We start from the raw sequence: 22,483 nt of genomic DNA on the forward strand, positions 1-22,483 counted from the left end.
ATAATAACTTATAAATTATAAACTCACCGAAGGGGAAGATCTAAACGTTAAAAGGTAACGTTGGGGTCGAAACTCTCAGGTACCAATGACAGATGGGCTGTACTGATGAAATGCTTTGCATTTCTGAGGAGTCTGTTATGCCACATGTTATTGTGATAGGTGCGGGAATCACAGGGGTTACCTCTGCTTATGAATTATCGCAACTGGGTTATCAAGTCACAGTGATCGATCGACATTTATATCCTGCAATGGAAACGTCATTTGCCAATGGAGGGCAACTATCGGCTTGTAATGCTGAAGTATGGAACCAAAAAGCCACCGTGATTAAAGGCTTTAAATGGATGAGACAAAAAGATGCACCTCTATTGCTGAATCCTTCATTTAGTTTGCATAAGTATAGTTGGCTAGTTGAGTTTCTATCACATATTAAAAACTATGAAGCGAATACGATTGAAACAGTTCGTTTGGCATTACTCGCTCGTAAGCGTTTATTTGAAGTTGCGGAAAAAGAGCAACTTGAGTTTGATTTGGAGAAACGTGGAATTCTCCATATGTATCATAGTAAGGCTGACTACGAGATTGCTAAACAAGTGAATAATGTATTGAACAAAGGTACATTAGAGCGCTATTCGGTTTCACCTGATGAAATGAAAACAATAGAGCCATCGTTAACGGGAGATTACTTCGGAGGTTATTACACACCAAGTGATGCAACGGGCGATATTCATAAGTATTCGACCTCTTTGGCCGAGAAGACTAAGCAATATGGCGTTCAATATAAGTTCGGCCTAGAAGTTATGGATATTAAGTGCAGCGCAGACAAAGTAGTCGTGACTTGTCAGCCAAGTGCAGAGCATCCTTATCGGGTTGAATCTGATAACATCCAGCTTGAAGGCGATGTGCTTGTTGTTTGTGGTGGTGTAGGGAGTTATCAACTTGCTGACATGATTGGTGAGCGAGTAAATGTGTACCCAGTAAAAGGTTATTCAATTACTGTGCAATTAAGAGATGAGCACAGTGTAAAGAATGCTCCTTGGGTGAGCTTACTAGATGAAAGTGCAAAAATTGTGACCTCTCGTTTAGGTAAGGATCGATTGCGTGTAGCGGGGACCGCTGAGTTTAATGGCTATAACCGCGACATAAGAGCTGATCGTATTCAACCATTAGTCAATTGGGTAAACCGTAACTTTGATATCTCAACTGAGCATGTGGTGCCTTGGGCAGGTTTAAGACCTATGATGCCGAATATGTTGCCAGTGGTGAAACAATCTAAACAACCTCGTGTTTTTTATAATACAGGGCATGGGCATTTAGGTTGGACTTTGTCTGCGGCAACCGCCGTTTTAGTCGGTCAAGATATTGCTCAAAAATATCCAGCGTAGAAGCTAAAAAAGCCAGTGTTCAAACACTGGCTTTTATTTAAAGTGCTAGTCATATAGTCGATATATTCCGCTAAAACGCTCACAGCCTTTTTGTTGGGTTTTCACATTCAGTAAAGCTTTTTGAAAATTAAACTGATATTTACAGTTGTGCTCATTGTCTAAAATTTCACTTTTTTGTTCAGGTGAACTATAGGCCATCAGTGAAATCGTTTGAGTTTCCTTGCGGTTATTTGGATTGCGGTAGGCTATCCCTTCAATTTTGATTTTATCTTTCGCGAGTTGATGGACTTGAATGTGGACAGGTTGAGCTGCTATATGTCCATTTTCAAACTTAAGATAATGTTGGGTAAGGGTTTGCTTAAGCGACGCATAAAAATTTAGGTCATCAGTACGTAAATCAAACTGTTGTTGAATGCACGTATTACTCTTGCATTGCTGAGTATGCTTAGACCATAACTTTTGTGTATCCTGTAAAAGCTGTAAAGGGGCATCAGTAACTAAATATGCAGAAAGATATTTATTATTGAGTTGCTTTCTCGATTCACTAAATGTTTTTGAACAGATTTTAAGCTCAGCTCCAGTATTGGAACAGTCTATGGATTCTGCAAAGACAAGAGGTGAACATAAACAACTCAGTGTCACGACAAAACTTAATCTTTTCAATTGATTCATATCAGTATTAGACAGCATGATCGCTTATACTTTCAGTCTACTTTGCTAGGTGTACTATAGCGAAACAGAAAGGCTGAATACAAGATTTCTTAAGTTTTTATGGAAGGTAATAATTTATATGGTTGCTCAGATTCGTATTGGACAAGGAATAGACGTACATGCCTTTGAAGCGGGGGACTTTGTTACATTGGCTGGTATTCAAATTCCACACACACATGGTTTGAAAGCACATTCTGATGGTGATGTGGTGCTTCATGCACTATGTGATGCTTTATTAGGTGCTTTAGCGCTTGGAGATATTGGACAACATTTTCCTGATACTGATCCGGAATACAAGGGTGCGGATAGCCGCGTATTGTTAAAGCATGTCTACCAATTAATCTTAGACCGTGGTTATCAGTTAAATAATGCCGATATTACGGTAGCTTGTGAGCGTCCAAAATTAGCTAAGCACAATTTGGAAATGCGTCAAAGCATTGCTGATGTTTTAAATGTCGATATTAATCAAATTAGTATTAAAGCAACGACAACCGAAAAACTAGGGTTTACCGGTCGTCAAGAGGGTATTTTGGCTACGGCGACTGTTTTAGTCTCTCATCACACTAAGTGATCGGCCTGTTGCAAAGACTGTTGAAGTTCGAGAGTTGCCTTACGGCCTTGTAGCTGTAAGGTAATATTATGAATGAGACCAGTCCAAGTCTCATTAGGTTCCCAAATTTCGTGTAGTAAATCTTGTGAAGTCGGCATGTCCATATTCATATAAAACTGTCTATAGACATACATAAGACAACTTACGCATTTATTTTTGGCACAATGTACCCAAACAATTTCATTTTGCACTAAATGATTAACCAAATCTAAAACTAATAAGCACTGCTCAGCAGAAGGCATCTCCCAATCAATTGGAATATGAATATAATTTAAACCAAGGTCTAAACAAATACGATCTTCATTCTCAATGTGATTTGGGGCATTAGTTAAAGCAAGATTAATGACTGTGCTACAGCCATACTCTTTAATCAATTTTAGTTGTTCAATGGAAGGCTGTGCCGAACTAAATAAATGTTCATGAATAATCGAAAATGCGGGAATTTGAGATAATGATTGTTCAAGGGTTGTCATGATCGCACTCTACACGAGTAGGCTTAGCTTATTGTGTAGAATGTTATACACGATTCTAGAGAATAGTTGAAATACAGCCTGCTTATATATTCGACAACGTTATCAAAATTTTAAAAATAATTAACTGGAAAAGTACAAGCCTTATAAAATAAAAAAAACAGCATCATAAAGATGCTGTTTCCTGTCTAATTGCTTACCTGCTCAATACTTAAGCTTTTAGATTTTCATTCAATAAAAATTCGACTAAAGCTTTTTGAGCATGAAGACGATTCTCTGCTTCATCCCATACTACTGCATTTTTATGATCGAGCATGGTTTCAGAAATTTCTTCACCACGATGAGCAGGTAAGCAATGCATGAATAAACAGTCAGGGTGAGCAAGACTCATTAATTTTTCGTTAACCTGAAAATCAGCAAAGGCTTTTTCACGAAGTTTTTGTTCTTCTTCTTGGCCCATGCTTGCCCATACATCTGTCACAATGAGATCAGCATTTACTGCTGCATCTTCTGCATTATCAAAAAGCTCAACACAATGACCAAACTCTGCTAAAAATTCAGGTTTAGGTTCATATCCTTTTGGTGATGCAATCTTAAGTTTGAAACCCATCATATGTGCAGCTTCAATATATGAGTTACACATATTATTGCCGTCACCGATCCACGCAACCGTTTTGCCTTCAATACTACCGCGATGTTCAATATACGTTTGTAAGTCAGCAAGTAACTGGCATGGATGATGGTCATCAGTTAAGCCGTTAATCACAGGAACTTTTGAATAAGATGCAAAACGTTCAACAATGTCATGACCAAAGGTACGAATCATCACAATATCAAGCATGCTTGAAATTACACGTGCTGAGTCCTCGATTGGTTCGCCACGTCCCAACTGTGTGTCACGAGGCGATAAGAAAATCGCGCTGCCGCCAAATTGGTTAATACCTGCTTCAAAAGAGATACGTGTACGCGTACTAGATTTCTCAAAAATCATTCCCAATACTTTACCGACAAAAGGCTGATAGACCTTATTGTCATGTTGCATTTTTTTTAGTTCGCTTGCGCGTTCTAAAATGCGATTAAGTTCTAGAGTGGATAGATCACGTAAAGTCAGGAAATGTCTTAGAGCCATGTAGCTACTCCATAATAATTGTTTTGAAATACAACAATTATCTGTTGTTGGCTGGGTGGATGTGGGAAAAAAGAAGTCTACTATACTATAAGCATTTTAAAATGCAAAAGAATTAGACTTTATGATGGCCCTTTAAGAAAATATCTACACAATAATTAATATAATCAATGACTTCTTTCTCATTGGGAGGGAGGGGCATTCCCATAATCATACGCCATTCAATATCGCGTAAAATTCCAAAATACATTAGTGAAGAATAATCTGGAGATGCGCAAAAAATTTCTTCAGCTTGATGAGAAAGTAGAAGTGCCTGAGCAATTGTGTTTTGTACATCTTGAGCACACTTTTCATATAAGTATTGGCTCAAAGTTGCATTGCATTGGGTTTGCTCAATAACTAGACGCAAAAAAGCGATATGTTCAGGTTGAATAATATGAGTATAAAAACGAATAAGCGTTTGAACTAAATAATCGCGTAGAGAGGTTTGTGAGGGCTGAAAAGGGATGCAAATATCTTTAAAGAACATTTCACGGCGATAGTCGCAAATTGCTGTGAATAAACCATCTTTATTGCCAAAATACTTATATATTGAAGCTTTTGAACCACCCGCATGATTCACAATGTCATCGAGTGAAACAGCATCATATCCTTTATCCAAAAACAGCTCGGTTGCGCTTAACAATAGTGCTAAACGACGTTCAATACCGCGACGTGTTTGTGGTTTATCACATACTGAGTGATGTGACTCAAGGACTGGATCATGCATATAATTTCATAACAACGGTTAACTTTGCCTATCTAGTATAGCAAAACTATCTTTAAGGATGCTTGTTGCTATTTTTTTAGGTTAACTGCTGAACAATACATGGCTAATTCAATAAATAAACTAATAGAAAATATAAGCTTAGAGTGGGTTGTAGGTGGGTAATATGATGTAACCTTATGTTTATTTAGAATTTAATGAAAAATTGCTAATAAAAACAAAGCGGCTAAGAATGACTTAACCGCTTTGAACTTAACTCATAAGCTTTCTAGGCTTCAGTTTGAGTAATTTTATGCTCATCTTCTTCATCATCATCTGCAGAGTCCATTCCAAGTTCTTTTAACTTGCGAGTTAGGGTATTACGACCCCAACCTAATAGTTCTGCTGCGTGACGTTTGCGTCCGCGTGTTTGTTGTAATGCCGCGTTAATCAACGTGCGTTCAAACATTGGCGTAGCAATATCCAAAATTTTCATTTCACCATTCTTAAGCTTTTGAATGGCCCATTGATTGAGTAGTTCATCCCAATGGTGTAGGGAGATACGTTCAAAGGAAGGTGCCGGTTGTCCAGAGTCACTATTCTTTTGTAAGGGAACCTGTTTGAGTTCTGATGGTAAATCTTCTGGATAAACTTCACGACCAGTGATCATTACAGTTAACCAACGGCATGTATTCTCAAGTTGTCGAACGTTGCCGGGCCATGGTAACTGTTGCATATAGTCTGTGGTTTCGGCACGTAAGATTTTGGGACTTACGCCAAGTTCTTTACCTGCACGCGCAAGAAAGTGCTGAGCAAGCATTGGAATATCTTCGCTACGGTGAGCAAGTTTAGGAATGTGAATACGGATCACATTTAGGCGATGATATAAGTCTTCACGGAAGCGACCTTCATTTACCAGTTTTTCTAAATCCTGATGTGTTGCCGCTACGATTCGAACATCAACTTTAACTGGAATATGTCCACCTACACGATAAAACTCACCATCAGCGAGTACGCGCAGTAGTCGAGTTTGTGTTTCAAATGGCATGTCACCAATTTCATCAAGGAATAGTGTTCCACCATTTGCTTGTTCAAAGCGACCTTGATGTTGAGTGTTTGCACCTGTGAAAGCACCTTTTTCATGTCCAAATAACTCAGTTTCAATCAAGTCTTTTGGTATTGCTGCCATATTTAAAGCAATAAAAGGTTTGGCGCGGCGTGGGGAATGCTTGTGTAAAGCATGAGCAACTAACTCTTTACCTGTACCCGATTCACCATTAATTAAAACGGTAATATGGGATTGAGACAAACGACCGATAGCACGGAAAACTTCCTGCATTGCAGGAGATTCACCAATAATTTCTGTTGATTGAAGAGGTGAAGCTGTTTTTGTAGCTTCTTGTTGTTGTAGTTTGTTGATATGCAGAATTGCACGATTGACTAAAGCTAAAGCCTCATCAATATCAAAAGGTTTTGGTAAATACTCAAATGCACCTGTTTGATAGCTTGATACAGCTGATTCTAAGTCAGAGTGCGCTGTCATAATAATGACAGGTAAATCTGGATGAGAATTTTTGACTTTAGATAAAAAAGTTAACCCATCAATTCCAGGCATTCGGATGTCAGTTAAAATGACATCGGGAGCATCATGATGCAAACGTTCCAGCGCAGTTTGAGCTTCTTCAAAATTGGTAACGTCAAATCCTTCTTCTTTAAAGGTCTTTTCCAATACCCATCGCATGGCGCGATCATCATCAATAACCCATATTTTATTTCGCGACACGGTCTGACTCCCAAGGTAAATATAAGCTAAAAATTGTTTTTCCAGGAACAGATTGGCATTCAATCATTCCGTTATGTTGATGCATAATATTCTGTGCAATACTCAGGCCAAGCCCGGTACCTTTTGCTCGTCCAGTAACCAAAGGATAAAACACAGACTCCAAAATGCTTTCTGGGATGCCTGGTCCATTGTCCTCTATATCGACTCGTACAGTAGAGCGATTGAGTACACCATTAATTGTGACAAGACGTTGTATGCGTGTGCGTAGAATTAGCTCCGGTTCATGATCTATAAAGAATGCTTTGTTTTCTGTTATAGCTTGAATTGCATTTACACTAATGTTGAGCATAACTTGAATTAATTGATCACGATCAGCATTAACATCGGGTAAAGACAAATCATAATCCCGTATGATTTTAATTTTCTTCTTTGTCTGATTAGCAATCAGTGAACGTACCCGCTCTAAAGGTTCATGTACATTAACATTTTCATAACTTGGAAGTTGTCTAGAACCCAACATGGTATCTGCCAAGTTTGTTAAGCGATCTACTTCATTGATAATGACATCCGTAAATTCCGAATAACTCTTATCGTTTAAACTTCGAGCCAGTAATTGAGTGGCACCACGAATACCTGCAAGTGGGTTTTTAATTTCATGGGCAACGCCACGTACAAGCTGCCTAGCCACTTGATGTTGTTGTACCAGATTTTCTTCTTTAGAAATCTTTAACATGCGATCAATCGGGTTGAGCTCAATCAAAAGTAATGGATGATAACTTTTACCGGTATTTAATTGAGATACTGTGTAATCAACATGAAGATCTTTAAAGTTGACATTAATAACAGCTTCTCGACGAGTATAGGGTTGACCGGTTTTTATGGTGTTTAATAACGCTTCATGTGTATTAAAAGTATCATCAGGTGCATGAAGTAGGTTTAGAACGGGCTGTCCTGAAGCTCGAAGCAAACTAATATCAAATAGTGCTTCGCAGGCAGAATTTAAATAAAAAATATTTAAGTTACTATCGATCAATAAAATCGCAGTAGTTAGGTTGTCTACCAATAGGCGATAGTCGATAGGGTTGTGTTGATCCATTAGCGAATCGTTCCTGTCTTAAAATAGCGCAATGGCATCTTCTTGGTTATCGGATTTTCACCGTTATAGAACATGAACGATGCAAAATATACGCCAACTTTGTTTATGGGTTATTTTAAAGTTTTAAGGTATTTAAAAACGCGCTGAAATCGGTCTTTATATCTATTGATCAAAACTGATGGCTTAAAAATAGATAATAACATGAACCAACTTGGTGCAAAGGTGAGTTTTGGTGCAAATGTTGGTCGTATTTTGGTGCATTACACAAAGAGTAGGCTTTCCACCTATGCTTGAGGCAAGAAAAGACATACAATACGCGCATTCAAGTGGAGCGCAGATTCATGAAGACCCCCAAAGTCGGTTTTGTTTCTTTAGGTTGTCCTAAGGCATTGGTAGATTCTGAACGAATTTTAACTCAGTTAAAGACTGAAGGTTATCAAGTTGCATCAGATTATGATGGTGCTGATTTAGTAGTTGTTAATACCTGTGGTTTTATTGAATCTGCGGTACAAGAGTCGCTAGATGCAATTGGCGAGGCCATGAGTGAAAATGGTCGAGTAATCGTTACTGGATGCTTAGGTAAAGACGAAGATAAAATTCGTCAAATGCATCCAAACGTTTTAAAGGTTACTGGTGCAGCAGCTTATCAAGATGTGATGGAAGCTGTGCATGAATATGTGCCAGCACCGCCTAAACATAACCCATTTGTTGATTTGGTTCCTGAACAGGGAATTCGTTTAACACCTAAACATTATGCTTACTTAAAAATATCTGAAGGCTGTAACCATCGTTGTACCTTCTGTATTATTCCAAGTATGCGTGGCGATCTTGTTTCTCGTCCAGTCGGAAGTGTACTGGAAGAAGCTGCTGCGCTTAAAAGAGCAGGTGTTAAAGAAATTTTGGTTATTTCTCAAGACACATCAGCTTATGGTGTAGATACCAAATATAAGCTTGATTTCTGGAATGGCCAACCTGTTAAAACAAAATTCTTTGATATGTGTGAAGCACTAGGCCAACTTGGCATCTGGGTGCGCTTACATTATGTTTATCCATATCCACATGTCGATGCAGTTATTGACTTAATGGCACAAGGTAAAATCCTACCTTATCTTGATATTCCATTCCAACATGCAAGCCCGCGCATTCTTAAGTTAATGAAGCGTCCGGCTCACAGTGAAAATACACTAGAAAAAATTAAATTGTGGCGTGAAAAATGCCCTGAACTTGTGATTCGCTCTACATTTGTGGTGGGATTCCCTGGCGAAACTGAAGAAGATTTTCAAATATTACTCGATTGGTTAGTTGAAGCTGAACTTGATCGTGTAGGCTGCTTTACCTACTCACCAGTAGAAGGCGCTACGGCAAATGATTTACCCGATCATGTGTCTGAAGAAATTAAGCAAGAGCGTTACGAGCGCTTTATGCAAGTGCAGCAACAAATTTCTGCTGCCAAGTTGCAAAAACGTATTGGTCAAACGATGACTGTATTAGTCGATAGTTTGGAAGATGAATATCCTGTTGCTGTTGCACGTTCTTATGCGGATGCTCCGGAAATTGACGGTAATGTCTTTGTAGAAGATATCGATAAGAGCACTATTCAACCAGGCGATATGTTGGAAGTCGAAATCACCGATGCGGATGAATACGATTTATTTGCAAAGTTAATTAAAATTAAGTCGGTCTAATCGATAACGATTCAAAAAGCATTCAGTTTAAGAGGTTTTGGAGCAAACTCATGGCGGAAACAATTAGCCCCCGTTATTCACGCATTTTATTAAAACTATCTGGTGAGGCATTGTCAGGTAATAAAGATATGGGTATTGATGCCCAAGTTCTTGATCAAATGTCCCTTTCGATTGCTCACTTAGTTGGTTTGGGCGTGCAAGTGGGTATCGTTGTTGGTGGCGGTAACTTGTATCGTGGCAGTCAGTTGCAAAAAGATGGCTTGGTTGGTCGTGTTACTGGCGATCAAATGGGGATGCTTGCAACTGTAATGAACGGTTTGGCTATGCGTGATGCATTGGTTCGCCGTAATATCAGAACTCGTCTTATGTCTGCATTACCAATTGGTACGGTTGTAGAATCTTATTCAAGTCGTGATGCGATTCGTCATTTGAGTCAGGGCGAAGTTTGTGTTTTTGTTGCTGGTACAGGAAATCCATTCTTTACAACTGATACAGCAGCATGCTTGCGCGGAATTGAAATTGAAGCGAATTTAATTCTAAAAGCAACCAAAGTAGATGGCGTATATAATAAAGATCCAAGTAAATACGAAGACGCAGTTAAATACGATCATTTAACTTTTGATCAGGTATTAGATGAAAAGCTTGGTGTTATGGATTTGACAGCTATTTGTTTATGTCGTGACCATAATGTGCCGCTACAAGTTTTTGATATGAATAAATCAGGTGCGCTATTGTCAGTAGTAATGGGCGAAAAAGAGGGTACACGCGTTACTAAATAATGTACGTGTTGTTGAAAGCTCTTTATACTAGCGCTAAATTAAATTTGTTAAATACATTCTTGAATAAATAAGTAAGGTAGATCATATGATTAACGATCTGAAAAAAGACAGCGAACAGCGTATGTTAAAAACTCTTGATTCTTTGGAACAAGGGTTTGCTAAAGTTCGTACCGGCCGTGCACACCCATCAATTTTAAATGGTGTGATGGTTCCTTACTACGGTTCTGATGTGCCTTTAAATCAAGTAGCAAACGTAGGTATTGAAGATTCTCGTACACTTGTTGTTCAACCATTCGAGCGTACTATGGTATCTGCTATTGATAAGGCAATCCGTGAAAGCGATCTTGGTTTAAACCCGATTACGGCAGATTCAATTCGTGTCCCTTTACCTGCATTAACTGAAGAAACACGTCGTGACATGCAAAAAGTTGCACGTAGTGAAGCTGAAAATGCAAAAGTTGCGATTCGTAATATTCGCCGTGATGTGTTAGGTGATATTAAAGCGTTATTGAAAGAAAAAGAAATTTCTGAAGATGATGAGCGCCGTGCAGGTGAGGATATTCAGAAAATTACAGATAAATATGTTGCAGAAGTAGACAAACGTCTTGCAGCGAAAGAAGCAGAATTGATGAAGGTCTAAATTTTATGACCGATTCAGAAGAGTATCATCTTCCTAAGCATGTTGCCATCATCATGGATGGCAACAACCGCTTTGCAAAAAAAAATCAAATGCAAAAAGGCGATGGACATCGAGAGGGTAAAAATGTTCTTGATCCTATCGTTGAACATTGTAAAAAAACGGGTATTCGTGCTTTAACGGTTTTTGCATTTTCAAGCGAAAATTGGAATCGACCACAATTTGAAGTCGATCTGCTTATGAAGCTTCTTGAAGAAACTATTCATGAGCAAATACCTCGCATGAAGAAATTCAATATTGCTTTGCGTTTTATTGGTGATCGTTCTCGATTACCCTCACACTTAGTTGCCTTAATGGAAGATGCAGAGCAACAAACAGCACATCATGACACTATGACCTTAACTATTGCCGTGAGCTATGGTGGGATGTGGGATATTGCAAATGCAGCAAAACAAGTTGCTGAAGCAGTTTCTCGTGGTGAATTTGGTGCTGATCAAATAAATGTTGATTTGTTCGAAAAATATGTCAGTCTAAACGATCTGCCAGCTGTGGACTTATTGATCCGTACAGGTGGAGATTATCGCATATCTAACTTTTTGTTATGGCAAGCAGCGTATGCGGAGCTGTATTTTACTGATACTTTATGGCCAGAATTTACAGTACAAGAATTCGATCATGCATTGAATGTTTTTTCAGGGCGTGAGCGTCGTTTTGGCAAAACATCTGAACAAATTCAGCAAGAGAAAATAGAGAACTTATAATGTTAGAGCGGATTGTTACCGCATTGGTACTTGTTGCAGTTGTTTTAGGCTGTATGTTTGCTACGCAATCACATTATCCAATGTTGGTTCTTATGATTGTAGCAGCAGGGGTTGCGGGGTATGAATGGTATAAATTAATGCCTCGTGAAACTGTAAATGCTGTAAAGCCTAAAGCTTGGTGCTACGGTCTGCTTGTTGCATTCGTTTCAGGTGTTGCCTTATTTTTCCATGATATTGCCTTATTGTTGTGGTCTGCCTCAATTTTGACTTGGCTTGTAAGCGTTTATTGGGTCAAGTCTTTTCCTGAATTTGATGGTTGGTATAACGCGACTTTGTATGTAATTGGCATAATTTTAGTCTGTGCTGCAGTAACTTCAATTTTTGTCGTGTGGCAAAGTTCACCATGGTGGTTAATGTATCTGTTCTTGCTTGTGTGGGGCGCAGATAGTGGTGCTTATTTTGTTGGTCGTAAATTTGGTAAAAGAAAGTTAGCTCCAACCGTAAGTCCGAACAAATCAGTAGAAGGGTTATATGGTGGTATTATCACCACTATATTGGTTATGCTGGTTGTGCAATATAATTATTTAAATTTAACTTTAATCCAGCAAATTCTATTTCTTATATTGTCACTCATTACAGTATTTGGTTCAGTTTTGGGTGATTTATTTGAGTCAATGATTAAACGACGTGCTGGTATTAAAGATTCTGGACGTGTACTACCTGGTCATGGTGGTGTCTTAGACCGTATTGATTCTTTACTTGCTGCAGCCCCGATTTTTGCAACGGGAATGTATATATTAAAACTTATTGGTGTAGATTTATAAATGACACAATCTGTTTGCATATTGGGTGTAACCGGTTCCATTGGGCAAAGTACCTTAAAAATTTTAAATCAACATCCTGATAAGTATTCAGTATTTGCAGTTTCCGCTCATAGTCGAATTTCTGAATTGGTTGATATATGTAAACAATTCCAACCAAAAGTTGTAGTTGTTCCAAAGCAAAAAGTTGATGAATTAGCAGCTTTATTTGTAGAAAATGAATTACGAAATATTGAGATTTTGACTGATCAGGAAGGGTTGGTAAGTATCGCATCTCACCCTGATGTGGATGTGGTTATGGCTGCGATTGTTGGTGCAGCAGGTTTATTGCCAACATTAGCGGCTGTAAAAGCTGGTAAACGCGTTTTGCTAGCTAATAAAGAAGCTTTGGTAATGTCCGGTGAAATCATGATGCAAGCAGCACGTGATCATCAGGCATTATTATTACCTGTAGATTCAGAACATAACGCTATTTTCCAATCATTACCTCATAATTATTTAGAGGCTGAAAGAAATGGACAGCCGCAACAGGGCGTATCAAGAATCTTATTGACCGCTTCAGGTGGCCCATTTCTAAATCATTCGTTAGAACAATTAGAAAAAGTTACCCCACAGCAAGCCTGTAAGCATCCGAACTGGTCTATGGGGCAGAAAATCTCAGTTGACTCAGCTACTCTTATGAATAAAGGGTTGGAGTTAATTGAGGCATGTCATTTGTTTTCAATATCTGAACATTTTGTTACAGTTGTTGTTCATCCACAAAGTATTATTCATTCTATGGTGCAATATGTTGATGGTTCAACATTAGCGCAAATGGGTAATCCAGATATGTGTACTCCGATTGCTCATGCATTAGCATGGCCAGAGCGTTTACAGACTAATGTTCCTGCTTTAGATTTATTTGAGTATTCTCAACTTAATTTTCAAGCACCGGATATCCAGAAATTTCCTGCACTTGACTTGGCACGTCAGGCAATGCGTGCAGGAGGGTTGGCACCCACTATTTTAAATGCTGCAAATGAGATTGCTGTTGCTGCATTTTTAAAGGAACAGATTGGATTTACAAATATCCCACAAGTGGTAGAGCATACTTTGCAAAAATTGGAAAACTCAGTTGCTGATAATATCGAGTCTATTTTAAATAAAGATGAAGTAGCACGACAAGTAGCACAGCAGTATATATCAAGTATAGGAGGCTGAAATGAGCGCATTATTTATGATTGCAGCAGCAGCTCTCTTGCTCGGTCCATTAATTGCAATTCATGAGTTCGGCCATTATTGGGTGGCGCGAAAACTTGGCGTTAAGGTTTTAGTATATTCAATTGGTTTTGGTCCAACATTACTCAAATGGACATCAAAAAAATCTGGAATTAAATATCAACTTTCAGCTTTACCTTTAGGCGGTTACGTAAAAATGCTCGATGAGCGAGAAGGTAATGTTGCAGAGCAAGATTTACCTTATGCGTTTAACCGTCAAAAACCATGGAAACGTATAGCAATTGTTGCGGCCGGACCTTTAATTAATTTGATTTTTGCTGTTTTACTTTTCTGGATTCTATTTTTACCAGCACAAGAACAACTAAATACGAGAGTAGGTAAAGTTATACCAAACTCGCCAGCAGCAACTGCCCAACTGCAAGTAGGTGACAAGATTATTGCTGTTGACGGAAAAGAAACGCAAACTTGGGAAAAACTTAACTTTGCTTTGATTGACCGTGTGGGTGAAACTGGTAGCCTAAATCTTGATGTAGATCGTGCAGGCACTGAAAAAAATATTGTTTTGCCGATTAAAAACTTTTTAAAAAATCAGAATGAATCAGCTTTAGATGTATTAGGCTTTTTACCATATCGTCCTGTTATTCCAGCTGTTGTAACTGAGTTGACTGCAGATGGAGCAGCAATTCGACAAGGAATGAAAGTCGGTGATCGTATTGTATCTATTAATGGTCAAGCGATGAAAGACTGGTTTGATGTGGTAGAAGTTGTACAACACTCACCAGAAAAATTGCTCAGTATTGATGTGTTGCGTAATGGTCAACTCGTTCATTTGCAAGTCATGCCTCAAGGAAAGCGTGACAACATGGGGCAAGTGAGCGGGGTTTTAGGCGTAAAAAGCGATGCAGGAAAAATTACAATTCCTGACGAATATAAGCAAACAATTCAATATACTCCAATACAAGCTTTCGAGATGTCGTTAGATAAGACTGGCCAAATCTCTAGCATGATATTGAGTTCGATAGTAAAAATGGTTAAGGGTTTAATTGGTTTAGAGAATCTTTCTGGACCAATTACTATCGCGAAAGTAGCGGGACAAAGTGCAGAAATGGGATGGCAGACTTTCATCTCATTTATGGCTTTAATGAGTGTAAGTCTTGGAATTTTAAATTTATTGCCCATTCCAATGCTAGATGGTGGACATCTTGTTTATTACATTATTGAGGCTATTCGCGGTAAGCCTGTTTCTGAACAAATACAAATGTTTGGTCTAAAAATTGGTATGGTACTGCTCGGTAGTATGATGCTTTTAGCTTTATTTAACGATTTTATGCGTTTGTAAACGTATATGGATTTATAACTTACTGGAAAAAACTGGCATGCGGCACACACATTTTTTAATGCCTTTGGCACTTGTTAGCGCTATGGCAGCGGTACAACAAGCATATGCAGCTGATGATTTCGTTGTTCGAGATATTCGTATAGATGGATTGGTTCGTCTTACTCCTGCAAATGTTTCTACCATGTTGCCAATCAACAGTGGCGATCGCGTTAATGAACCGATGATCGCAGAAGCAATTCGAACATTGTATGCCACTGGACTTTTTGACGATATTAAAGCCTCAAGAGACAACGACACTTTAGTTTTTAATGTCGTAGAGCGCCCAATTATTTCAAAACTCGAATTTAAGGGTAACAAACTTATTCCTAAAGAGGCTTTAGAGCAAGGCCTCAAAAAAATGGGCATTGCTGAAGGCGAAGTTTTTAAGAAGTCAGCTTTACAAACAATTGAAACTGAATTAGAGCAGCAATATACACAGCAAGGCCGTTATGATGCTGATGTAACTATTGATACTATTGCTCGTCCAAATAACCGTGTTGAACTTAAATTAAATTTTAATGAAGGTACGGCTGCTAAAGTTTTTAATATTAATATCATTGGTAATACTGTTTTTAAAGACAGCGAAATTAAACAAGCTTTCGCAGTTAAAGAAAGTGGTTGGGCTTCTGTTGTAACCCGTAATGACCGTTATGCTAGAGAGAAAATGGCAGCAAGCCTTGAAGCTTTGCGTGCGATGTATCTGAATAAAGGTTATATCAATTTTCATATCAATAACTCGCAGCTTAATATTAGTGAAGATAAAAAGAATATCTTTATTGAAGTTGCTGTAGAGGAAGGTAGTCAGTTCAAATTTGGTCAAACCAAGTTTTTAGGTGATGCACTTTATAAACCTGAAGAACTGCAAGCTTTAAAAATTTATAAAGATGGCGATACTTATTCACAAGAAAAAGTAAATGCTGTTAAGCAATTGTTATTGCGTAAATATGGTAATGCTGGTTATTACTTTGCTGATGTGAACGTTGTTCCGCAAATTAATAATGAGACGGGTGTTGTTGACTTAAATTACTATGTAAACCCAGGTCAGCAAGTTACTGTACGTCGTATTAATTTTACAGGTAACAGTAAAACTGCCGATGAAGTATTGCGTCGTGAAATGCGTCAAATGGAAGGCGCTTTAGCGAGTAATGAAAAAATTGATTTATCTAAAGTACGTTTAGAGCGTACAGGATTCTTCAAAACAGTTGATATTAAACCAGCTCGTATCCCGAATTCACCAGATCAGGTGGACTTAAACGTAAATGTTGAAGAACAACACTCGGGAACTACAACCTTAGCTGTGGGTTACTCACAAAGTGGTGGTGTCACCTTCCAGGCAGGTTTAAGCCAAACGAACTTTATGGGAACGGGTAATCGTGTTTCGATCGATTTATCTCGTTCTGAAACTCAAGATTACTATAACTTAAGTGTTACCGACCCTTACTTTACAATTGATGGGGTAAGCCGAGGTTATAACGTTTACTACCGTAAGACTAAACTTAATGATAATTATAACGTTAATAACTATGTTACCGATAGTTTCGGTGGTAGTTTGAGTTTTGGTTATCCAATTGATGAAAATCAAAGTTTAAGTGCTTCACTTGGTGTTGATAATACTAAGGTAACAACTGGTCCTTATGTCTCTACTTATGTACGTGACTACTTAAAGGCAAATGGTGGAAAAACTACTTCAACAAGTACTTACTGCCTCGTTGACCTTGAAAAAGATCCAACAACAGGATTGTATAAGTGTCCAGATGGCAAAACTTCTGAGCCTTATGGAAGTGCATTTGAGGGTGAGTTCTTTACTTATAACCTGAATTTAGGTTGGTCATATAACACCTTAAATAGACCAATTTTCCCGACTTCAGGTATGTCACATCGAGTTGGCCTTGAAATTGGTTTGCCGGGTAGTGATGTCGATTATCAAAAAGTAACTTATGATGCTCAAGCCTTTTTCCCAATTGGTAGTACAGGTTTTGTACTTCGTGGTTATGGTAAGCTTGGCTATGGTAATGATTTGCCGTTCTATAAAAACTTCTATGCGGGTGGTTACGGTTCTGTTCGTGGTTATGACAACAGTACTTTGGGGCCGAAATATTCAAGTGTGAATTTACAAGAAGAAGGTAAAAATGACTCTTCTCCAGAAGAAGTTGGTGGTAATGCTTTAGTTCAGTTTGGAACAGAGCTTGCTTTACCATTACCTTTCAAAGGAGATTGGACTCGTCAAGTGAGACCAGTCATTTTTGCTGAAGGCGGTCAAGTATTTGATACCAAGTGCGATGTTGGCTCCTATTCTATGATTATGAATGGGCAGCAAATCGCAGACGCTAGAAAATACTGTGAAGATAACTACGGTTTTGATTTAGGCAATATGCGTTATAGCGTAGGTGTAGGATTTACATGGATCACTATGATTGGACCATTATCTCTTAGTTATGCATTCCCGTTAAATGACAAGCCTGGTGACGAAACTAAAGAGATTCAGTTTGAAATCGGTCGTACTTTCTAAGTACGACTTGACTAAACAATCAAATAAGGACACAAATTAAGATGAAAAAATTAAATATATTAATGTTAGGGTTAGGCCTTACTGTTTCTGCTATGACGAATGCTGCTGGTTATGGCGTGATTGATCTTGCTAAAGTTGTTGAAAGCAGTACTTATTTAAAACAACAAAATGCAAGTTTAAATCAATCCGTTAAACCAACGACTACTCGCCTTGAGCAGTTGGGTAAAGAGTTAGAAGGTCTTCAGCGTCAAGCCCAAACACAAGGCCAAAAAATGAAAGAAGATGATATTAAAAAGCTTCAGACTCAATATCAGTCAAAATTAAATGAATTTAATTCAACTCAACAAGGGTTGCAGTCTAAAGTTCAAACTAGTTTGCAAGGAATGAACTCAACTTTTGAGAGCCGTGTGAAGCAAGCCGCTGAACAATTACGAAAAGAAAATAATCTTGACTTCATTTTGAATAAAAATTCGACCGTTGCCTATGACGCTAAATATGATTTAACTGATAAAATGATACAAAAGGTTAATTCAATGAAATAAATTAATGAAAGTGCAACATTATCGTTTAGATGAACTAGCTCACCTAGTTAATGGTGAGTTAGTTGGTACGGGTAGTCTTCAATTTATAAACTTAGCAAGTTTAGAAAATGCTGAACCTTCTCATATTACTTTCGTGAATGGCGAAAAGTATATAGATCAAGCAAAAGCTAGCCGTGCGGGTGCGTACATTGTTACAAACTCAATTAAAGAACAGCTTACTGATAAACAAAATTTTATTATTGTTGATAATCCTTATTTAGCTTTTGCCATCCTTACCGATGCTTTTGATAAAAAGATCACATCAATAGGTATTGAAAGTACTGCTCAAATTCATCCATCTGCAATTATTTCTGAAAATGCATATATTGGCCATTACGTTGTAATTGGTGAAAATTGTGTAGTAGGAGATAACACGATTATTCAGTCTCATACTCGTCTGGATGATAATGTGGAAATTGGAAAGGATTGTTTTATTGATTCTCATGTCACTATTACGGGTGGGGCTAAATTACTTGACCGCGTTCGAGTCCATGCAAGTACCGTAATTGGTAGTGAAGGATTTGGCTTTGCACCATATCAAGGTAAATGGCATCGTATTGCACAATTAGGTTCAGTTATCATTGGTAATGATGTCCGCATTGGTTCAAATTGTAGTATTGATCGGGGTGCTTTAGATAATACAATTTTGGAAGATGGGGTAATTATTGATAACCTTGTGCAAATTGCACATAACGTTCATATTGGTTCAAATACTGCTATTGCTGCTAAATGTGGAATTGCAGGAAGTACTAAAATTGGCAAAAACTGTATTCTTGCAGGTGCCTGTGGTGTGTCTGGTCACCTTTCAATCACTGATAATGTGACTTTAACAGGAATGTCAATGGTCACAAAAAATATTTCTGAAGCTGGTACTTATTCTTCAGGAATTGGATTATTTGAAAATAGTCATTGGAAAAAGACGATTGTACGCTTGCGACAATTAGCAGATGTGCCATTGACCCAAATCACTAAACGACTTGATCATATACAAGCTCAAATAGAGTCTCTTGAATCAACTTTTAATTTGCGTAAATAGAATATTATGACCGAGTCAACTACACCTAAATTTGCCATCCCTGAATTACCAATGCAGATTCAAACGATTCGTCAATATTTGCCGCATCGTTACCCATTCTTATTGGTTGATCGTGTGACTGAAGTAACTGACAACAGTATTGTTGGTTATAAAAATGTTTCTATCAATGAAGAGTTCTTGCAAGGACATTTCCCTGAATATCCAATTATGCCGGGTGTATTAATTGTAGAAGCATTAGCTCAAGTTTCAGGCGTTCTAGGTTTCATTATGAACAATGAGACGCCAAAACCAGGTTCTTTATTCCTCTTTGCTGGTGCAGAAAAGGTTAGATTTAAAAAACAAGTAGTTGCGGGCGACCAACTTGTATTAAAATCTGAATTAGTAATGCAAAAACGCGGTATCTACAAATATAACTGTACGGCTACCGTTGATGGTATTGTAGCAACAACCGCTGAAATTATGATTTCACACCAAAAAACAGAGCAGGCATGAGCAATCACGATTTAATTCATTCTACGGCCATTATTGATCCATCTGCAGTGATTGCCCCAGATGTCCAAATAGGACCTTATTGTATTATTGGTCCAAATGTGACAATTGGTGCTGGTACTAAATTACATTCACATGTTGTAGTGGGTGGTTTTACCAAAATTGGTCAAAATAATGAGATTTTTCAATTCGCAAGTGTTGGTGAAGTTTGCCAAGACTTGAAATACCAAGGGGAAGAAACTTGGTTAGAGATTGGAGATCATAATTTAATTCGTGAGCATTGCAGTTTACATAGAGGAACTGTACAAGATAATGCTTTAACTAAAATAGGTAGTCATAACTTATTGATGGTTAATACGCATATTGCACATGATTGTGTTGTTGGTGATCATAATATTTTCGCAAATAATGTCGGTGTTGCTGGACACGTACATATCGGTGATCATGTCATTATTGGTGGTAATTCTGGGATTCATCAATTCTGTAAAATTGATTCTTACAGTATGGTTGGTGGAGCATCTTTAATCTTAAAAGATGTGCCGGCTTATGTTATGGCGTCTGGTAATCCAGCACATGCATTTGGTATCAATATTGAAGGTATGCGCCGAAAGGGTTGGTCTAAAAATACAATTCAAGGTCTTAGAGAGGCTTATAAATTGATTTTTAAATCAGGCCTGACTTCTGTTCAAGCGGTTGAGCAGATTAAAAATGATATCCTTCCAAACGTTCCAGAAGCTCAATTGTTAATTGACTCTGTTGAACAATCAGAACGTGGTATTGTGCGTTAAGCAAAGATATTATAAAAAAGACACCGCAATATGCGGTGTCTTTTTTCTTAAAAACTTTTATTTATTAAAAAATTTGGCTTCTTCAGATTTTGGATACTGACTTAAGATCTTAGCTTTATATTGATTTGCTGAAACAGTATTTTTATCGACATCTTTGGCAATACTGTAGAGTTGGTAAAGGGCACGAGGAGCTTTACTGGAATTTGGGTATTGCGTAGCGACTACATTATAGTTCTTTTTAGCTTCATTATAATTTACTGGATCAGTAGCTAAATTAAACTCGGCTAACCAAAAGTAGGCGTTCCCTGTATAGACGCTATTAGGATGATTTTTTATAAAGTTTTGCATTGGAGCAATCGCTTTTTTTGCTCCACCTTGTTTATAGGCATCTAAAGCGACGGTATACGCTGCTTTTTCAAGTTCTACAGGGTTTGATTGATTTTGTACAGGCGATGGAACAGGTTGTGTTACTTGAGTCGGTGAGGAAGGGGCAACTTGATTTGTAGAAGCTGTACTATTTACTGCTTTATTGTCAGTAGGCGAAGTTTCTGTGCTTCCAGCAGTTGTAGTATCACTATTTGCGGTATTGTCTGGCGTTGCACTTTCCGGATCTACTTTTTGATTAAGTAACTCTAGACGTTGATCTAAATCAGTATAGCGATTAGCTAAATCTTTTTTCAATTGTTCAATATCGTTGGATTGTTCTTCTAATTGTCCACGTAGAGTGCGTATATCACTTTCTAATTGTTGATTTTTTTGCATCAATTCCCAATTTAAATTACTAGGAGCTGAAGAATTACTAGATACAGTAGTGGTTGAGTTGCCGCCACTTTGGCTTAAACCGCGCGATTCAATTGGAATATTGGCATAGAGAGAAGTAGTGCTCATTAAGGCAATAAATAATAAAGAATGCTTCATCAATCGCATGAGTATAGGTCCATAATTTTATGTAAAAGCCAACTTGAGAAGGGAATATATAAACTATTCACGCTAGCTATCTAAGGTTTTAATTGATCATTGCAATTAAAACAGCTAACAGTATAAATGCAAGAATAGTTTACAATCTTCAAGCATATTTTATTAAAAATAAGTATCAAGAAAGAATATAAGATTAGAAATTCTAGAATTTTATGTATTTTTGCTGATGAATTAATCAATTGAAACATAAACTTGCTTAAAAATGAGAAGAAGGCTTGCAACTCTTTTAAAAATCTCTATACTCTGTTTTGCAATGGTAGCCCCGCTGGTGGCTTCGCAATTGTACTCTGTGAACCCCGCCAGGACCGGAAGGTAGCAACGGTAGCAGATCTATGATGTGCCGAAGTTTTGCTAGTGGGGCTGCCACCATTCCTTAATCCACTTTCCGTTGGATTGCTTTAATAATTACATCTAAATCAAATCCTCTATATTGTAAAAATCTCATTTGTTTTGCTTTAAGTTTAGGATCTTTTTCTACTTCTTCACCGAACTTCTTTACTTTAAGCTGATAAGCCTGTTCTACCCAATCAATGTTATGAATTTCATCTGCAATTAAATCATTTTCGATTTGTTTTGTTTTTAAAGCTTGTTTAATACGTTTTGGGCCTTTACCTTTTCGAATTTGGCTAGCTAATGTCAGTTCTGCAACGCGTTGGTCACTTTGATAGTTTTGTTCAGATAATTCTTCAACAAGTTGTTTAACCTCTTCTGGGTTTTGTGCATAACGATTTAATTTTTCGGTAAGTTCTGCTTTTGAATAATCTCGACGAGTCAATAAAGCGAAAGCATAGGAGCGCAAACGCTGACCTGTAAGCAAAGCACGTTGTTGAGACTGTTCTTCTGATCTTTTGAACATATTAAGGTTTCCTTATAAAAAACGCCCCGAAGGGCGTTTTTAAG

General features: G+C 37.8%; 22 protein-coding genes and 1 other RNA gene. 15 read left to right on the forward strand and 8 right to left on the reverse strand.

Annotated features, from left to right (window positions below):
• Positions 1 to 137: 137 nt before the first annotated feature.
• A complete protein-coding gene (locus SOI81_RS06835) occupies positions 138 to 1,382 on the forward strand; it encodes a D-amino acid dehydrogenase (RefSeq protein WP_239975370.1) in 1,245 nt (414 codons plus the stop codon).
• A 45-nt stretch (positions 1,383 to 1,427) separates the two neighbouring features.
• Here SOI81_RS06835 and SOI81_RS06840 read toward each other — a convergent pair whose 3' ends face one another.
• Positions 1,428 to 2,072, reverse strand: a complete 645-nt coding sequence (locus SOI81_RS06840) for a hypothetical protein (protein ID WP_016140721.1) — start codon at positions 2,070 to 2,072, stop codon at positions 1,428 to 1,430.
• 100 nt (positions 2,073 to 2,172) lie between these two features.
• Between SOI81_RS06840 and ispF the strand changes: the two genes are divergently transcribed.
• Positions 2,173 to 2,664 carry a 2-C-methyl-D-erythritol 2,4-cyclodiphosphate synthase gene (gene ispF / locus SOI81_RS06845; RefSeq protein ID WP_016140722.1) on the forward strand — a complete coding sequence of 164 codons (492 nt, stop codon included), beginning with the start codon at positions 2,173 to 2,175 and terminating at the stop codon, positions 2,662 to 2,664.
• Here the strand turns inward: ispF and SOI81_RS06850 are convergent.
• The 5 genes from SOI81_RS06850 to glnL all read right to left on the reverse strand — a co-directional run bounded on the left by SOI81_RS06850 (position 2,652) and on the right by glnL (position 7,923).
• On the reverse strand, positions 2,652 to 3,176 hold the full coding sequence (locus SOI81_RS06850) for a protein tyrosine phosphatase family protein (protein WP_239975372.1): 525 nt from the start codon (positions 3,174 to 3,176) through the stop codon (positions 2,652 to 2,654). The genes ispF and SOI81_RS06850 overlap by 13 nt on opposite strands.
• Before the next feature lie 208 nt (positions 3,177 to 3,384).
• Entirely contained in the window at positions 3,385 to 4,302 is a 918-nt protein-coding gene (gene argF, locus SOI81_RS06855; RefSeq protein WP_016140724.1) for an ornithine carbamoyltransferase, read from the reverse strand.
• A 112-nt stretch (positions 4,303 to 4,414) separates the two neighbouring features.
• Positions 4,415 to 5,068 carry a multidrug efflux transcriptional repressor AdeN gene (adeN, locus tag SOI81_RS06860; protein WP_016140725.1) on the reverse strand — a complete coding sequence of 218 codons (654 nt, stop codon included), beginning with the start codon at positions 5,066 to 5,068 and terminating at the stop codon, positions 4,415 to 4,417.
• Between the two features lie 265 nt (positions 5,069 to 5,333).
• Positions 5,334 to 6,827: a nitrogen regulation protein NR(I) gene (gene glnG / locus SOI81_RS06865; protein ID WP_320541439.1), complete on the reverse strand. Its 1,494-nt coding sequence runs from the start codon at positions 6,825 to 6,827 to the stop codon at positions 5,334 to 5,336.
• Positions 6,814 to 7,923 carry a nitrogen regulation protein NR(II) gene (gene glnL / locus SOI81_RS06870; RefSeq protein WP_016140727.1) on the reverse strand — a complete coding sequence of 370 codons (1,110 nt, stop codon included), beginning with the start codon at positions 7,921 to 7,923 and terminating at the stop codon, positions 6,814 to 6,816. The genes glnG and glnL overlap by 14 nt, the downstream gene beginning before the upstream one ends.
• Positions 7,924 to 8,264: 341 nt before the next feature.
• Between glnL and rimO the strand changes: the two genes are divergently transcribed.
• The 12 genes from rimO to lpxA all read left to right on the forward strand — a co-directional run bounded on the left by rimO (position 8,265) and on the right by lpxA (position 20,605).
• Positions 8,265 to 9,608 carry a 30S ribosomal protein S12 methylthiotransferase RimO gene (gene rimO / locus SOI81_RS06880; protein WP_320541440.1) on the forward strand — a complete coding sequence of 448 codons (1,344 nt, stop codon included), beginning with the start codon at positions 8,265 to 8,267 and terminating at the stop codon, positions 9,606 to 9,608.
• Between the two features lie 50 nt (positions 9,609 to 9,658).
• Entirely contained in the window at positions 9,659 to 10,387 is a 729-nt protein-coding gene (gene pyrH, locus SOI81_RS06885; RefSeq protein ID WP_000852257.1) for a UMP kinase, read from the forward strand.
• 85 nt (positions 10,388 to 10,472) lie between these two features.
• Positions 10,473 to 11,027, forward strand: a complete 555-nt coding sequence (gene frr / locus SOI81_RS06890; protein WP_016140729.1) for a ribosome recycling factor — start codon at positions 10,473 to 10,475, stop codon at positions 11,025 to 11,027.
• A gap of 5 nt (positions 11,028 to 11,032) precedes the next feature.
• Positions 11,033 to 11,785: a polyprenyl diphosphate synthase gene (gene uppS / locus SOI81_RS06895; RefSeq protein WP_016140730.1), complete on the forward strand. Its 753-nt coding sequence runs from the start codon at positions 11,033 to 11,035 to the stop codon at positions 11,783 to 11,785.
• Positions 11,785 to 12,609 (forward strand): phosphatidate cytidylyltransferase, encoded by an 825-nt coding sequence (gene cdsA, locus SOI81_RS06900; RefSeq protein ID WP_016140731.1) that lies wholly within the window; start codon positions 11,785 to 11,787, stop codon positions 12,607 to 12,609. The genes uppS and cdsA overlap by 1 nt, the downstream gene beginning before the upstream one ends.
• Complete coding sequence (gene ispC, locus SOI81_RS06905; protein WP_320541441.1) at positions 12,610 to 13,806, forward strand: 1-deoxy-D-xylulose-5-phosphate reductoisomerase; 1,197 nt, start codon at positions 12,610 to 12,612, stop codon at positions 13,804 to 13,806.
• Between the two features lies 1 nt (position 13,807).
• Positions 13,808 to 15,163 (forward strand): RIP metalloprotease RseP, encoded by a 1,356-nt coding sequence (rseP, locus tag SOI81_RS06910; RefSeq protein ID WP_320541442.1) that lies wholly within the window; start codon positions 13,808 to 13,810, stop codon positions 15,161 to 15,163.
• A 37-nt stretch (positions 15,164 to 15,200) separates the two neighbouring features.
• Positions 15,201 to 17,711 (forward strand): outer membrane protein assembly factor BamA, encoded by a 2,511-nt coding sequence (gene bamA / locus SOI81_RS06915; RefSeq protein WP_320541443.1) that lies wholly within the window; start codon positions 15,201 to 15,203, stop codon positions 17,709 to 17,711.
• Between the two features lie 41 nt (positions 17,712 to 17,752).
• Positions 17,753 to 18,253 (forward strand): OmpH family outer membrane protein, encoded by a 501-nt coding sequence (gene ompH, locus SOI81_RS06920; protein WP_014206985.1) that lies wholly within the window; start codon positions 17,753 to 17,755, stop codon positions 18,251 to 18,253.
• A 4-nt stretch (positions 18,254 to 18,257) separates the two neighbouring features.
• Complete coding sequence (lpxD, locus tag SOI81_RS06925) at positions 18,258 to 19,328, forward strand: UDP-3-O-(3-hydroxymyristoyl)glucosamine N-acyltransferase (protein WP_320541444.1); 1,071 nt, start codon at positions 18,258 to 18,260, stop codon at positions 19,326 to 19,328.
• A 6-nt stretch (positions 19,329 to 19,334) separates the two neighbouring features.
• Positions 19,335 to 19,820: a 3-hydroxyacyl-ACP dehydratase FabZ gene (gene fabZ, locus SOI81_RS06930; RefSeq protein ID WP_002115603.1), complete on the forward strand. Its 486-nt coding sequence runs from the start codon at positions 19,335 to 19,337 to the stop codon at positions 19,818 to 19,820.
• Positions 19,817 to 20,605 carry an acyl-ACP--UDP-N-acetylglucosamine O-acyltransferase gene (gene lpxA, locus SOI81_RS06935; protein WP_016140736.1) on the forward strand — a complete coding sequence of 263 codons (789 nt, stop codon included), beginning with the start codon at positions 19,817 to 19,819 and terminating at the stop codon, positions 20,603 to 20,605. The genes fabZ and lpxA overlap by 4 nt, the downstream gene beginning before the upstream one ends.
• A gap of 57 nt (positions 20,606 to 20,662) precedes the next feature.
• Here the strand turns inward: lpxA and SOI81_RS06940 are convergent, their stop codons facing one another.
• The gene (locus SOI81_RS06940; protein ID WP_320541445.1) at positions 20,663 to 21,532 is read right to left on the reverse strand and encodes a YbgF trimerization domain-containing protein; all 870 of its coding nucleotides are present in this window, start codon (positions 21,530 to 21,532) and stop codon (positions 20,663 to 20,665) included.
• Between the two features lie 314 nt (positions 21,533 to 21,846).
• Between SOI81_RS06940 and ffs the strand changes: the two genes are divergently transcribed.
• Positions 21,847 to 21,943: signal recognition particle sRNA small type (gene ffs, locus SOI81_RS06945), an RNA gene on the forward strand.
• A gap of 13 nt (positions 21,944 to 21,956) precedes the next feature.
• Here ffs and recX read toward each other — a convergent pair.
• On the reverse strand, positions 21,957 to 22,439 hold the full coding sequence (recX, locus tag SOI81_RS06950; protein WP_031948563.1) for a regulatory protein RecX: 483 nt from the start codon (positions 22,437 to 22,439) through the stop codon (positions 21,957 to 21,959).
• Positions 22,440 to 22,483 lie beyond the last annotated feature (44 nt).

Source organism: Acinetobacter pittii (genome assembly GCF_034067285.1).
GTDB lineage: Bacteria > Pseudomonadota > Gammaproteobacteria > Pseudomonadales > Moraxellaceae > Acinetobacter > Acinetobacter pittii_E.